The sequence below is a fragment of the Amycolatopsis sp. NPDC051758 genome (assembly GCF_044453095.1).
Classification (GTDB): Bacteria; Actinomycetota; Actinomycetes; order Mycobacteriales; family Pseudonocardiaceae; genus Amycolatopsis.
In genome coordinates, this window is record NZ_JBITCJ010000003.1 from 499,753 (window position 1) to 512,375 (window position 12,623).

The 12,623-nt window shown below is 71.0% G+C and carries 14 protein-coding genes; 12 read left to right on the forward strand and 2 right to left on the reverse strand.

The genetic code is table 11. From position 1 onward, the window contains the following. Positions 1-3 precede the first annotated feature (3 nt). Positions 4-564 carry a sigma-70 family RNA polymerase sigma factor gene (locus tag ACIA5G_RS17690; RefSeq protein ID WP_395924233.1) on the reverse strand — a complete coding sequence of 187 codons (561 nt, stop codon included), beginning with the start codon at positions 562-564 and terminating at the stop codon, positions 4-6. Between the two features lie 241 nt (positions 565-805). On the opposite strand from ACIA5G_RS17690, the gene ACIA5G_RS17695 reads away from it, so the two are divergent. Genes ACIA5G_RS17695 through ACIA5G_RS17715 form a run of 5 tightly spaced genes read left to right on the forward strand, consistent with a single transcriptional unit; the run spans position 806 to position 4,442 of the window. Further along, on the forward strand, positions 806-1,384 hold the full coding sequence (locus ACIA5G_RS17695) for a hypothetical protein (RefSeq protein WP_395924235.1): 579 nt from the start codon (positions 806-808) through the stop codon (positions 1,382-1,384). Beyond that, positions 1,368-2,168, forward strand: a complete 801-nt coding sequence (locus tag ACIA5G_RS17700; protein WP_395924237.1) for a DUF4142 domain-containing protein — start codon at positions 1,368-1,370, stop codon at positions 2,166-2,168. The genes ACIA5G_RS17695 and ACIA5G_RS17700 overlap by 17 nt, the downstream gene beginning before the upstream one ends. After that, positions 2,161-2,778: a ferric reductase-like transmembrane domain-containing protein gene (locus tag ACIA5G_RS17705; protein WP_372668320.1), complete on the forward strand. Its 618-nt coding sequence runs from the start codon at positions 2,161-2,163 to the stop codon at positions 2,776-2,778. The genes ACIA5G_RS17700 and ACIA5G_RS17705 overlap by 8 nt, the downstream gene beginning before the upstream one ends. A 1-nt stretch (position 2,779) precedes the next feature. After that, entirely contained in the window at positions 2,780-3,010 is a 231-nt protein-coding gene (locus ACIA5G_RS17710) for a ferredoxin (RefSeq protein ID WP_093953060.1), read from the forward strand. Next, a complete protein-coding gene (locus tag ACIA5G_RS17715) occupies positions 3,003-4,442 on the forward strand; it encodes an NAD(P)/FAD-dependent oxidoreductase (protein WP_395924240.1) in 1,440 nt (479 codons plus the stop codon). The genes ACIA5G_RS17710 and ACIA5G_RS17715 overlap by 8 nt, the downstream gene beginning before the upstream one ends. A gap of 367 nt (positions 4,443-4,809) precedes the next feature. On the opposite strand, the gene ACIA5G_RS17720 is transcribed toward ACIA5G_RS17715, so the two are convergent. Continuing rightward, positions 4,810-6,297, reverse strand: coding sequence for an MFS transporter (locus ACIA5G_RS17720; protein WP_395924933.1), 1,488 nt, complete (start codon positions 6,295-6,297; stop codon positions 4,810-4,812). A 114-nt stretch (positions 6,298-6,411) separates the two neighbouring features. Between ACIA5G_RS17720 and ACIA5G_RS17725 the strand changes: the two genes are divergently transcribed. The 7 genes from ACIA5G_RS17725 to ACIA5G_RS17755 all read left to right on the forward strand — a co-directional run bounded on the left by ACIA5G_RS17725 (position 6,412) and on the right by ACIA5G_RS17755 (position 12,615). After that, positions 6,412-7,296, forward strand: coding sequence for a LysR family transcriptional regulator (locus ACIA5G_RS17725; RefSeq protein ID WP_395924242.1), 885 nt, complete (start codon positions 6,412-6,414; stop codon positions 7,294-7,296). Between the two features lie 238 nt (positions 7,297-7,534). Next, positions 7,535-7,978: a helix-turn-helix transcriptional regulator gene (locus ACIA5G_RS17730; RefSeq protein ID WP_395924244.1), complete on the forward strand. Its 444-nt coding sequence runs from the start codon at positions 7,535-7,537 to the stop codon at positions 7,976-7,978. Positions 7,979-7,988: 10 nt separating this feature from the next. Beyond that, complete coding sequence (locus ACIA5G_RS17735) at positions 7,989-8,399, forward strand: VOC family protein (RefSeq protein ID WP_395924246.1); 411 nt, start codon at positions 7,989-7,991, stop codon at positions 8,397-8,399. Positions 8,400-8,415: 16 nt separating this feature from the next. Continuing rightward, on the forward strand, positions 8,416-8,676 hold the full coding sequence (locus ACIA5G_RS17740; protein WP_395924248.1) for an AraC family transcriptional regulator: 261 nt from the start codon (positions 8,416-8,418) through the stop codon (positions 8,674-8,676). Between the two features lie 5 nt (positions 8,677-8,681). Further along, entirely contained in the window at positions 8,682-9,092 is a 411-nt protein-coding gene (locus ACIA5G_RS17745; protein WP_395924250.1) for a VOC family protein, read from the forward strand. Positions 9,093-9,118: 26 nt separating this feature from the next. After that, positions 9,119-11,497, forward strand: coding sequence for an ATP-binding cassette domain-containing protein (locus ACIA5G_RS17750; protein WP_395924252.1), 2,379 nt, complete (start codon positions 9,119-9,121; stop codon positions 11,495-11,497). Between the two features lie 98 nt (positions 11,498-11,595). Continuing rightward, a complete protein-coding gene (locus ACIA5G_RS17755; RefSeq protein ID WP_395924254.1) occupies positions 11,596-12,615 on the forward strand; it encodes a fatty acid desaturase family protein in 1,020 nt (339 codons plus the stop codon). Positions 12,616-12,623 lie beyond the last annotated feature (8 nt).

Here is a 12,623-nt window from a genome sequence, read left to right on the forward strand (position 1 = left end):
AGCTCACCCCCGCTCGCGCAGGGCCCGGCGCAGCGCGCGGACGGCGTGGTGGATGCGGGACTTGATGGTGCCCGGGGGCACGCCGAGGGTCGCCGCCACCTCGTTCACGGTCCGATCGCGCAGGTAGGTCTGCTGGATGGCCTCCCGCTGCTCGGGCGAAAGGCCCTGCAGCGCTTCGTAAACGATCATCGCGGCGAGCGTCCGGTCCGATTCGTCGGACACCGCGATCGCGTCGGATTCGATCTCCTCGAGCTCCTGGGGGCGGACACTCCGGCTGCGCCAGCCGTCGATCACGGTACGCCGGGCGACCGTGAACAACCACGCGCGCAGCATCTCCGGCCGGCGGTCCAGCTTGTCCGCGTTCCGCCACGCCTTGATCAGGGTCTCCTGCACGACGTCCTCGGCCCACTGCCGGTCGTGGCCGGTCAGCCGTAGTGCGAACGCCATGAGGGACCCGCCGAACTCCTGGTAGAGCGCCTTCGCGAGATCGTCATGGGCGTCGTTGGGCTCAACAACGACTTCCTGATCTTCGACGGGTCTCAGCGCTCGAGTGTGCCGTCCCACGCGGGACATCCTGGTGGGCCGGACGGTCTACGTCTAGTACCAAATGCCGCAACGCGAGGGGCAAAACTTTTTTGAACCGTTTCCGGACCGTGTCCGTATCCCCTACCGAAGACCCCCGACAAGGCGTTGTCCCCCGCAACGCTCCGCATCCACTCCGGACCGAAAGTCCACTGTGGATCTTTCGCGCGCTTTTCCGCCGCACCCTCGGCGACAGCGCGTAGTCATGCCCCACGGAGGAGCAGTGATCCGCATTCCCCGACCGGTGGTCCCCGCCGCCGTGTGCCTCACCGCACTCGCTCTGCTCACCGCTTGCACCGCCGGCGCGGCCACCACGTCCGGTGGTTACGCCGGGCAGCAGATGCCCGGTATGCAGGCCCCGATGACCCTCGCGATGCCCCAGCCCATCACCGCGAACCCGAACGACCCGATGAAGAGCCAGCTCAGGGGCGCGAAGACCTTCGACCTCGGCCTCATGCTCGTCGACGGCACCGGTTACACGATCTACCGCTACGACCGCGACTCGACCGACCCGTCCCGGTCGAACTGCAACGACGCGTGCGCGGCGAAGTGGGTCCCGGTCAAGGCGGGCGGTCCCGCGCCGATCGACGTCGACCCGTCGCTGATCGGCCAGATCACCCGCGACGACGGCACGCAGCAGGCCACCCTCGCCGGCTGGCCGCTGTACCACTTCACCGGCGACAGCGAACCGGCCGACACGTCCGGCCAGGGCGCCGACCAGGCCTGGTACCCGATCGCGCCGGACGGCAAGAAGATCACGCTCACCCAGGACGAGTGGAGGCAAAATGCGTTCGGCGTCTGAGCTGGCCACGCTGGAGTTCGACCCGCCGTCCGTGCTCGTGCGCTCCCGCCCACTGGTCCGGATCCTGTTCGTGGTACTCGCCGTGCTGACGCTGCTCGCGCCCGGCACGGCCTCGACCGCCCAGACCACCGCGGTGTCGGACACCGACGCGGTGCTGCTGACCAAGGTCCGCCAGGCCGGCCTGTGGGAGATGCCCTCCGGCATGATGGCCATGGAGAAGGGCAGCCCGCAGGTCAAGGCGGTCGGCTTCGCGATCATGATGGACCACGGCCGGCTCGACGTCGCGACCCGCGCGCTGTCGGCGAAGCTGAACTCGCCGGTGCCCGACCAGCCCTCCGACGAGCAGCGCGGCTGGCTCCTGGAGCAGATGAACGCGGCCCCCGGGCCGGCGTTCGACCGCGTCTTCGCCAACCGGCTGCGCGCGGCCCACGGCCAGGTGTTCGCCGTCCTCGCGCAGCTGCGCGCCGGCACCCGCAACGACGACGTCCGCGCGTTCGCGACCGTCGGCAACCAGGCCGTGATGCGGCACATGACGATGCTCGAGAGCACCGGGATGGTCGACTACACGGCGCTCCCCGAGCCCGCGGTCTCGACCACCGCGGCGCCCGCCGGCGCCCCCCTCGGCCTCGACACCTCCCAGATCGCCGTGGTGGCGGCCCTGTTCCTGCTGGTCGGCGGTGGCTTGTTCTACGTGCTGCGCCAGATCAAGGGCAACCGCAGCCGCGGCCGGGTCCGGACCTCGTCCCGGCCCGCCACGGTCAGAACCGGGGGCAGTCATGGTTGAGACCTGGCACGACGCGACGCTCTTCCTCACCCAGCAGTTCCAGCCGAAGACCGACCCGGCGGCGCGGGGCCTCGCGGCCTTCGCGGCCCGGGCGTCTTACGCGGCGATGATGCTGACCCTCACCTGGGGCGTGCTCACCGCCACGGGCTGGGTGCGCTCGGTCACCGGCCGCAAGGCCCTGCGCAGCTCGCACATGGTGCTCGCGACCGGCACGCTGATCTTCGGCGGCATCCACGCCCTGGGCTTCTTCTACCTGACGATCCAGCCCTACAGCCTGCAGTACCTGTTCCTCCCGTTCCTGTCCGGCCAGGAGACCCGGCACAGCATCGGCATCGTCGGCTTCGAGGTCATGCTGGCCATCGCGCTCACCGCGGGCCTGCAGCGTTTCACCTCCTACCGCCGCTGGCTGTGGCTGCACCGCTGCGCCTACCCGGCCGTCGCGCTGACCGCGCTGCACGCGTGGTTCGGCTCGATCGCCAACGGCCACCTCGCGGTCGTCTGGCTGGGCGGCATCACGCTGCTCATCCCGGCGGTCACGGTGTCGTTGCTGCGGTTCATGCCCGCGCGGACCCTCGAACGCATCGGACTCGTGGAAGAGCAGGTGGCCTGACATGCCTCTCCGTTTGCCCGGTAGCGGGCCCCGGATCAGCGTCGACAACGACCGCTGCGAGCTCTACGGCATCTGTGCCATGGAGGCGCCGGACGTGTTCGACCTCGGCCAGGACGGCCGGCTGCGCTTCCACACGCGGCTGCTGGACGAAACCACCATGGAACAGGCGAAGATGGCGGCCCGCTGCTGCCCGATGCAGGCGGTCGTGATGAGAGGGGACCTCGATGGCTGACGGCGACCGGATCGTCATCGTCGGCGCGGGCGTCGCCGGGCTGCGTGCCGCGGAACGCCTGCGGGAACAGAAGTTCGACGGCGAGATCGTGCTCATCGGCGACGAGGCCCGGCGCCCCTACCACCGCCCGATGGTGTCCAAGGCCCTCGTGATGGGGACCGAACGGCCCAGCGACGTGGGCCTTTCGCACTACCTGCCGGACCTCGACGTGCACTGGCGCCTCGGCGCGCGGGTCACGCACCTGGACACCACCGAGCGGGTCGTGCACCTGCCCGGCGGTGAATCCCTCTGGTACGACGGCCTGATCGCCGCGACCGGCGTCTACCCGCGGCACCTGCCCGGGTCGCCGCGGCACGACCCGCGGGTGCGGATCCTGCGCACGGTCGAGGACTCGATGGCGGTGCGGCGCTGCCTCAACGCCAGCAAGAAGCCGGCCGTCGTGATCGGCGCCGGCCTGATCGGCAACGAGTTCGCCGCGAGCATGCGGCACATCGGCCGGGACGTCACCCTGGTCGGCCACGCGAAGGCGCCGCTGCACCGCTTCGGCGACCGTGTCTCGAGCGGCGTCGTCGAGGCGCACCACGAGCACCGCGCGAAGCTCGCGATGAAGAGCGAAGTGCGGCACTGGATCAGCACGAAGGACACCGTCGGGCTGCACCTGACGAACAACCAGCTCCTGGTGGCCAGCGTCGTCGTGCTCGCCATCGGCTCGGTGCCGTCGGTCGACTGGATGCGCGGCTCCGGCCTCGACATCAGCGACGGCGTGCTCTGCGACGCGAAGCTGTTCGCCGAGGGCGCGTCCGACGTCGTCATCGCCGGGGACATCGCGCGCTGGCCGAACCTGCGCTTCGACGAGACCCCGCGGCGGGTCGAGCACTGGATCAACGCCGTCGAGTCGGCCCGCCACGCGGCGGACAACCTGCTGATGGGCCAGTCCAGCGCCAAGCCGTTCACCCCGCTCCCCCGGGCGTGGTCGACGCTGTACGACACGCGGCTGCAGATGTGCGGCATGCCGTCGCTGGCCGAAGACACGGTGACGCTGGCGGACGGCATCACCGGCTTCATCCGCGACGGCCGGCTCGTCGGCGTCTCGGCCTGGGACAAGCCGCGGGCGATGCTCGACTGGATGGCCGAGCTCGACCGCCGGCTCCCGGCACCCGAGTACGTGCCCGAGCCGGAGCCCGCGCCCGTCGCGGAGGTCCCCGAGGTCCCGGTCGTCGAGCCGGCGCTCGCCGGCCTGTCGGCCGAGGTGCCGCCGGAGTTCGAGAGCGGCTTCGACCAGCAGGCCTTCGAGCGCGAGTTCGAGAGCGAGTTCGCCAACAACATCCCCACGACGGCGTTCCCCGCGCTGGCCGCGCCGCCGACGACGGCGTTCGCGGCGCAGCCCGGCGGGGCCGCGCCGCCGACCATGGCCATCCCGATGGGGAGGTAGAAAGCCGGGGCGGGGCTGCGCGCGGCGGCCCCCGTCCCTTTGCCGGTCACCACACCCCCTCCGCGGCTGGGCGGTGTGGTGGCCGGCCCCCAACGTCCCCCTGCCCGCCTCGCGTCCGGTGCTGTGACAACCGGGGCTTCGCCCCGGGCCGGGGGCTCCGCCACCCGGAGCCCCCGAAAAGCAGCATGGCCGAGCGTCCGGCGGGCCAGGAGAGGGCCATCCCGGGGGAACCCGACACCCCCGGGATGGCCTTCTTCCGGCGTGCCGGGCGGGGGCCCGGGGGTCGAGTCGCGACGGCCTCACCGCTGTCGTGGTGTGCCAGCCGTGAAGGTCTTGCCGGGGGAAGGGTATGCCGCCGGCAAGACCTTCACGGCCGGTGTTCTGTCGGGGTCGGGGTTGCACCGGTGCGAAGCCGTCCCGGGGGAAACGGGAACCCCTGGGACGGCTTTCCCTTGCCCCGACGCGAAAACCGCGACTCCCCGACCACGAGCGCGCCGAGCACGAGCACGGCGACACCGACCACCCGCAGCCCCGCGTCCGCACCCGAGACGAACGCCGTGACGACGTCGTGCGCACGATCGGGAGCGGCCGCGAGAGCTTGCGCCACGGTGTGACCGCCGACGTCCGCCGGGAGCGCGGCGGCGAACTTCCCGGTCAGCACCGTGCCGATGACGGCGACCCCCAGCGCGCTGCCGAACTCCCGCGTGGTGGCCTGCAGGCCGGTGCCCACCCCGGCCTGGGCCGGCGGCAGTGAGCCCGCGATGACACCCGAGAGCGTCGGCAGGGCCAGCGTCACGCCGATCCCGGTCACCACGAGCCACGCCGCATAACCGGCGTACGGCGTCTGCGTGTCACTCGTGGACAGGCCGAGCAGGCCGCCGCCGACAAAGGCGAATGCGAGCGCGATGGTGGGGTCGAGGCCGATGCGCCGGGTCAGGAGTGCGACGTGCCGGCCGCCGAGGATGATCGGGACGGTCAGCGGGATGATCCCGAGCCCGGTGCCCAGCACGCCGAACCCCTTGGCGTACTGGAGGAACGACGCGTTGACGTAGAACAGCGCGAACATGCCGAAGAAGATCGCCGTCAGCCCGAGGCAGGCGCTGCGCAGGCCCGCGATCCGGAACAGCCGCGGGTCCAGCAGCGGGTGCGCGGCCCTCAGCTCGACGAACGTCCAGGCCGCGAACAGCACGGCGGCGCCGGCGAACCCGGTCACGACGACCGCGCTCCCCCAGCCCGCCTCCGGGCCCTGGACGATGCCGACCAGCAACGCGACCGAGGCGCCGACGAGCAGCACCGCGGCGAGCGGGTCGATCCGCCGGTCGTGGCGCGACGACACCGGCGCGATCCGGGCCACCAGCGCGGCTCCGGCCAGGGCGGCGGGCACCGCGGCGGCGAACAGCCAGCGCCACGAGCCGCCGGCCAGCACCAGCCCGCCGCCGACGTTGCCGAGCACTCCCCCGATGCCGGTCATCGACGCCCAGGTGGCGATCGTCGCGGGCTTGCGCGCGGCCGGCACGGCGTGCAGCAGGACGGCGAGCGAGTTGGGCAGCACCGCGGCGGCGCCGACGCCGGTGAGCGCGCGGCCGGCGAGCAGCACGACGACGTCCGGCGCCAGCGCCGACACCAGCGCCCCCGCCGCGAACAGCCCCAGCCCGGCCAGCAGCACACCCTTGCGGCCGAACCGGTCACCCGCGGCGCCGCCGGGGATCACCAGGCAGGCGAACACGATCACGTAGGTGTCCACGATCCAGACCAGCGCAGACGCGGACGGGTGCAGGGCGCTCGCGGCCAGCATCGGGACGGCCAGGTTGATCGCCGCGACCATCCCGACGACGAGCACCACGCAGGCGCACATGACCGTGAGCAGGCCGGTCTTCCGATCCTCGATGTCCATGAGCCCGACGGTAAGGACGGCTTGGTGCTCCGCGCCACGCAACTTTGGCAAGAGATCTTTGCGTAGGATGCAACCATGGCGGACCAGCTCGACCTGAACCTCCTGCGTGTGTTCGACGCACTCCTGCAGGAAGGCAGCGTGACCGGGGCGGCCGAGCGCCTCCACCTGTCGATCCCGGCGGCCAGCCGCGCGCTGGGCCGGCTGCGGCGCGCGATGGGCGACCCGATCCTGGTGCGCGCCGGCCGCGGGATGGCGCCCACGCCGTTCGCGCTCCGCACCGCCCCGCGGGTGCGCTCGCTGCTGGACGAAGCGGCAGCCCTGGTCAACAGCGAGTTCTCGCTCGCCGACCTCAAGCGCACGTTCACGATCCGCATCAACGACGGTGTCGCGGCGACCCTGGCGACGGCGGCGGTCGAGGCCGCGGCGGCGGCCGCCCCGGGCGTGACGCTGCGCTTCGTCGCGGAAGGCAGCGAAAGCACGGAGGCGCTTCGCGACGGCTCGGTCGACCTGGACATCGGGGCGGGCGACGTCACGGCGCCGGACATGCGCACGGCGGTGCTGTACCGCGAACGCCTGGTCGGCCTGGTCCGCGCGGACAGCCCGCTGGGCCGGCGCCCGACGCTGGCCCAGCTGTGCCGGCACCCGCACGTCTCGGCGTCCCGCCGAGGACGGGCGCGGGGGCCGCTGGACGACGCGCTCGAGGCAGCGGGCCTGCAGCGGCACGTGGCGGCGGTGGTGCCGACGTTCGCCGTGGCGGCCCTGCTGGTCGCGTCGAGCCGGTACGTGGGGCTCGTGCCGCAGCGGCTGGCCGAGCAGCACGGGCCGGCGCTCGGCGTGCGCTGGTTCCCGGTGCCGGCGGAGCTGCCGGAAATGGACGTCCGGCTGTGCTGGCACGTCCGCCTCGACGCCGACCCGGCACAACGCTGGCTGCGCGACACGATCCGCGACGCGCTCCGCTGACCCCGGCGGCTGCGCCGCGCCGAAGGGCTCCGCTCTGCCCGGACCCCGGACCCCGGGCCCTGGCCTGCGCCGGACCGCAGTGGAGCCCGAGGAGCGCCCCAAGGCGGCCTTCGGTGCGTCCCACGCACCCAAGGCGGCCTTCGGTGCGCAAGACGCAACCAAGGCCGCCTTGGGGCGCTCGGGATCGACCATCGTCCAAGGGCTCCGCCGGTGCCGTCCGGTGTGGCACGATTCAAGCGTGACCAGCACCGCCGCCACGGCGCAGTACCTGCGTGACCTCGCGCTGCTGCGCCGCGTCCGCGACCGGATCGACCGGGAGTACGCCCAGCCCCTCGACGTCGAGGCCCTCGCGCGCGGCGTCAACATGTCCGCCGGGCACCTCAGCCGGCAGTTCCGCCGCGCCTACGGGGAGTCACCGTATTCGTACCTGATGACCCGGCGGATCGAACGCGCGATGGCGCTGCTGCGGAAAGGCGAGCTGAGCGTCACCGAGGTCTGCTTCACCGTCGGCTTCTCGTCGCTGGGCACCTTCAGCACCCGGTTCGCCGAGCTGGTGGGCGTGCCGCCGAGCGTCTACCGCGAGCAGGAGGCCGAGGCGACCGTGGGCATGCCGGCGTGCGTGGCCAAACAGGTCACCAGACCGATCAGGAATCGAGAAGCGCGGCCGCCGGCGCACACATAGTGTGACTGCCATGGACGTCACCATTCACTCGAGCTTCCTCCCCCACAACGACCCGGAAGCCGCGCTCGGCTTCTACCGCGACCTGCTCGGCTTCGAGGTCCGGATGAACGTCAAGTACGGCGAAATGAGCTGGATCACCGTCGGGCCGCCGAACCAGCCCGACACGGCCATCGTGCTGACGCCGGTGGCCGCGACCCCGGGCCTCACCGACGACGAGCGCCGCACCATCAACGAAATGATGGCCAAGGGCACCTACGCCGGGGTCAACCTCGCCACCAAGGACCTCGACGCCCTCTTCGCGAAGCTTCAGGCGGGCAACGCCGAGGTCGTCCAGGAGCCGGTCGAGCAGCCCTACGGCGTCCGCGACTGCTCCTTCCGCGACCCCGCCGGAAACCTGCTCCGCATCCAGGAGCTGCGCTGACCGACGGGAGACGACCATGTGCCTGAGCCTGACGGTCGCCGCCCGGCAGCACCTGGGTGAACTGGTGCTGCTGCGCCGCGTCCGCGACCGGATCGACCGCGAGGAATCCCTGGACGTCGAGGCGCTCGCCCTCGGCCTCGGCCTGACCGCCGGCGACTTCGCCCGCCGGTTCCGGCTCGCCTACGGCCAGTCCCCGCACGGTTACCAGCGGGCCGCCCGAGCGGTCAGGGCGGTCAGGAATCGAGAAGCACCTGCCGTCGCGCCGAAAGTAGCGTGACCGCCATGGACCTCACCATCCACCAGACCTTCCTGCCGCACCTGGACCACGAGGCTTCGCTGGACTTCTACCGCGACACCCTCGGCTTCGAAGTCCGCAACGACGTCGAGTACAACGGCCTGCACTGGCTCACCGTCGGCCCCGCCGGGCAGCCCGACACCTCGATCGTGCTCACCCCGGCGGCCGCGATGCCGGGACTGGACGAGGAAGAACGCCGTACCATCACCGAGATGATGGCCAAGGGCACCTACGCGGCGGTCAACCTGGCCACAAAGGACCTCGACGGCGCCTTCGAACGGGTCCAGGCCGGCGACGCCGAGGTCGTCCAGGAACCGACCGAACAGCCCTACGGGATCCGCGACTGCGCCTTCCGCGACCCCGCCGGCAACCTCGTCCGCATCCAAGAACTGCGCTGACCTCCGCCACCCGACCGGGAGACACGATGACCAAGCCCACGAGGAAGCCCGCGCCGAACGTCGCCGACAGCCACGACCTGATCCGCGTCCACGGCGCGCGCGTGAACAACCTCAAGGACGTCAGCGTCGAGCTGCCGAAGCGGCGGCTGACGGTGTTCACCGGTGTCTCCGGGTCCGGGAAGAGCTCGCTGGTGTTCAGCACGATCGCCGCGGAGTCGCAGCGGCTGATCAACGAGACCTACAGCACCTTCGTGCAGGGGTTCATGCCGACGCTGGCCCGGCCCGACGTCGACGTGCTCGACGGGATCACCACCGCGATCATCGTCGACCAGGAGCGGATGGGCGCCAACCCGCACTCCACGGTCGGCACCGCCACCGACGCCAACGCGATGCTGCGGATCCTCTTCAGCCGGCTCGGGCAGCCGCACATCGGCTCGCCCCAGGCGTTCTCGTTCAACGTCGCCTCGATCAGCGGCGCGGGCGCGGTCACCATCGAGAAGGCCGGCCGGCAGATCAAGGAGCGGCGCAGCTTCAGCATCACCGGCGGCATGTGCCCGCGCTGCGAGGGCCGCGGCAAGGTCAACGACATCGACCTGACCGCGCTGTTCGACGAGGAAAAGTCGCTCAACGAAGGCGCGATCACCATCCCGGGTTACAGCATGGAGGGCTGGTACGGCCGCATCTTCCGCGGCTCCGGCTTCTTCGACCCGGACAAGCCGATCAAGAAGTTCACCAAGAAGCAGTTCAACGACCTGGTGTACAAGGAGCCGACCAAGATCAAGGTCGAGGGCATCAACCTGACCTACTCGGGGCTGGTCCCGGCGATCCAGAAGTCCTTCCTGGCCAAGGACGTCGACTCGATGCAGCCGCACATCCGCGCGTTCGTCGAGCGGGCGGTCACGTTCACCACGTGCCCCGACTGCGAAGGCACCCGGCTGTCCGAAGAGGCCCGGTCGTCGAAGATCGACGGGATCAGCATCGCCGACGCGTGCTCGATGCAGATCAGCGACCTCGCGGCCTGGGTGGGCAAGCTGGCCGAACCGTCGGTCGCGCCGCTGCTGGACGCGCTGAAGCGCACCCTCGACTCGTTCGTCGAGATCGGGCTCGGTTACCTCTCGCTCGAGCGGCCGTCGGGCACGCTCTCGGGCGGGGAAGCCCAGCGCACCAAGATGATCCGCCACCTCGGGTCGTCGCTCACCGACGTCACCTACGTCTTCGACGAGCCGACGATCGGCCTGCACCCGCATGACATCCAGCGCATGAACGAGCTGCTGCTGCAGCTTCGGGACAAGGGCAACACCGTGCTGGTCGTCGAGCACAAACCCGAGGCGATCGCGATCGCCGACCACGTGGTCGACCTCGGGCCGCACGCCGGCGCCGGGGGCGGCGAGGTGGTGTTCGAGGGCACTGTGGACGGTCTGCGGAAGAGCAAGACGCTGACCGGCCGGCACCTGGACGACCGCGCGTCGCTGAAGGAGTCCGTGCGGACGTCGTCGGAGACGCTGGAGATCCGGGGCGCTTCGACGCACAACCTGCAGGACGTCGACGTCGACATCCCGCTCGGGGTGCTGGTGGTCGTGACCGGTGTGGCGGGCTCGGGCAAGAGCTCGCTGATCCACGGCTCGGTCGCCGGCCACGAGGGTGTGGTGGCGATCGACCAGACCGGCATCCGCGGGTCCCGCCGGAGCAACCCGGCGACCTACACCGGCCTGCTCGAGCCGATCCGCAAGGCGTTCGCCAAGGCCAACGGCGTCAAGCCGGCGCTGTTCAGCGCGAACTCCGAAGGCGCCTGCCCCAACTGCAACGGCGCCGGCGTCATCTACACCGACCTGGGCATCATGGCCGGCACCGCCACCCCGTGCGAGGTGTGCGACGGCAAGCGGTTCTCCGCCGACGTGCTGGAGTACACCTTCGGCGGCCGCGACATCAGCGAAGTGCTCGGGATGTCGGTGACCGAAGCCGAGGAGTTCTTCGCCGACGGCGACGCGAAAACCCCGGCGGCGCACAAGATCCTGACCAACCTCGCCGAGGTCGGGCTCGGTTACCTCACCCTCGGCCAGCCGCTGACCACGCTGTCCGGCGGCGAGCGCCAGCGGATCAAGCTGGCGACGCGCATGGCCGAGAAGGGCGGCGTGTACGTCCTCGACGAGCCGACCGCCGGTCTGCACCTCGCCGACGTCGAGCAGCTGCTGGGCCTGCTCGACCGGCTCGTCGACTCGGGCAAGTCGGTGATCGTCATCGAGCACCACCAGGCGGTGATGGCCCACGCGGACTGGATCATCGACCTCGGCCCGGGCGCCGGCCACGACGGCGGCCGGATCGTCTTCGAGGGCACCCCGGCGGAGCTGGTGAAGTCCCGGAAGAAGACGCTGACCGGCAAGTATCTCGCGGAGTACGTCGGCTGACCACGCCCATACCAGCACGACGGGTAGGGCTGGCCCCCGCAAAGGGCCGGGAGCCCACCGCATTCCGGTGACGCCCGCCGCCGCGAAGACTAGGGAGCGTGACCACAGACAATCTCGTGCACACCGGCAGCGACTTCGCCCGGCTGAGCCACCGCGTCTCCGCCGCCGGCCTGATGCAGCGCCGTCCCGGCTACTACACCGCCCGGATCGCCGTCGTGACCGGGCTGTTCGCCGCCGGCTGGGTCGCGTTCGCCTTCCTCGGGAACTCGTGGTGGCAGCTCGCCGTCGCCGCGTTCCTGGCCGTCATGTTCGGGCAGATCGCGCTGCTCTCGCACGACCTCGCGCACAAGCAGGTGTTCCGTCGCCGCCGGCCGACCGAGATCGCCGGGATGCTCGCCGGGAACCTCGGCATCGGGATGAGCTACGGCTGGTGGATGGACAAGCACACGCGCCACCACGCCAATCCGAACCACGAGGAGCTCGACCCCGACGTCGACCCGGACATCCTGGTCTGGTCGAAGGACCAGGCCCGCGCCAGCCGCGGCGTCCCCCGTTTCATCGGGCGGTACCAGGCTTTCCTGTTCTTCCCGCTGCTCACCCTCGAAGGCCTGAATCTGCACTGGTCGGGCATCCGCGCGGTGCGCAAGCCGGGGCTGCGCCGGCGTGGCCTCGAAGCCGCGTTGCTCGCCACGCACTTCGTCCTGTACTTCAGCGCGCTGCTCACCGTGCTGTCCCCTGGCATGGCGCTGCTGTTCTTCGCCGTCCACCAAGGACTTTGGGGTGTCTACATGGGATCGATCTTCGCGCCCAACCACAAGGGCATGCCGACGCTGACCGGGCGCCCGGAGCTCGACTTCCTCCGCAAGCAGGTGCTGACGTCCCGCAACGTCCGCGGCGGCCTGGTGACCGACGTCGCCCTCGGCGGCCTCAACTACCAGATCGAGCACCACCTGTTCCCCAGCATGCCGTCGCCGCATCTGCGGCGGGCGCAGCCGATCGTCCGGGCGTACTGCGCCGAGCTGGGTGTCCCGTACGTGGAGACGAGCCTGGTCGACTCCTACCGGCAGGCACTCACCCACCTGCATGAAGCTGGGGCGCCTCTCAGGAACCGTTCGTAGACTCGGGA

What these genes read in the sequence shown, in the direction of transcription:
- ACIA5G_RS17750 (WP_395924252.1), top strand. Translation starts at nt 9,119, where the DNA reads ATGACCAAGCCCACGAGGAAGCCCGCGCCGAACGTCGCCGACAGCCAC.
- ACIA5G_RS17700 (WP_395924237.1), top strand. Translation starts at nt 1,368, where the DNA reads ATGCGTTCGGCGTCTGAGCTGGCCACGCTGGAGTTCGACCCGCCGTCC.
- ACIA5G_RS17705 (WP_372668320.1), top strand. Translation starts at nt 2,161, where the DNA reads ATGGTTGAGACCTGGCACGACGCGACGCTCTTCCTCACCCAGCAGTTC.
- ACIA5G_RS17745 (WP_395924250.1), top strand. Translation starts at nt 8,682, where the DNA reads ATGGACCTCACCATCCACCAGACCTTCCTGCCGCACCTGGACCACGAG.
- ACIA5G_RS17720 (WP_395924933.1), bottom strand. Translation starts at nt 6,297, where the DNA reads ATGTGCGCCTGCGTGGTGCTCGTCGTCGGGATGGTCGCGGCGATCAAC.
- ACIA5G_RS17740 (WP_395924248.1), top strand. Translation starts at nt 8,416, where the DNA reads ATGTGCCTGAGCCTGACGGTCGCCGCCCGGCAGCACCTGGGTGAACTG.
- ACIA5G_RS17725 (WP_395924242.1), top strand. Translation starts at nt 6,412, where the DNA reads ATGGCGGACCAGCTCGACCTGAACCTCCTGCGTGTGTTCGACGCACTC.
- ACIA5G_RS17715 (WP_395924240.1), top strand. Translation starts at nt 3,003, where the DNA reads ATGGCTGACGGCGACCGGATCGTCATCGTCGGCGCGGGCGTCGCCGGG.
- ACIA5G_RS17710 (WP_093953060.1), top strand. Translation starts at nt 2,780, where the DNA reads ATGCCTCTCCGTTTGCCCGGTAGCGGGCCCCGGATCAGCGTCGACAAC.
- ACIA5G_RS17735 (WP_395924246.1), top strand. Translation starts at nt 7,989, where the DNA reads ATGGACGTCACCATTCACTCGAGCTTCCTCCCCCACAACGACCCGGAA.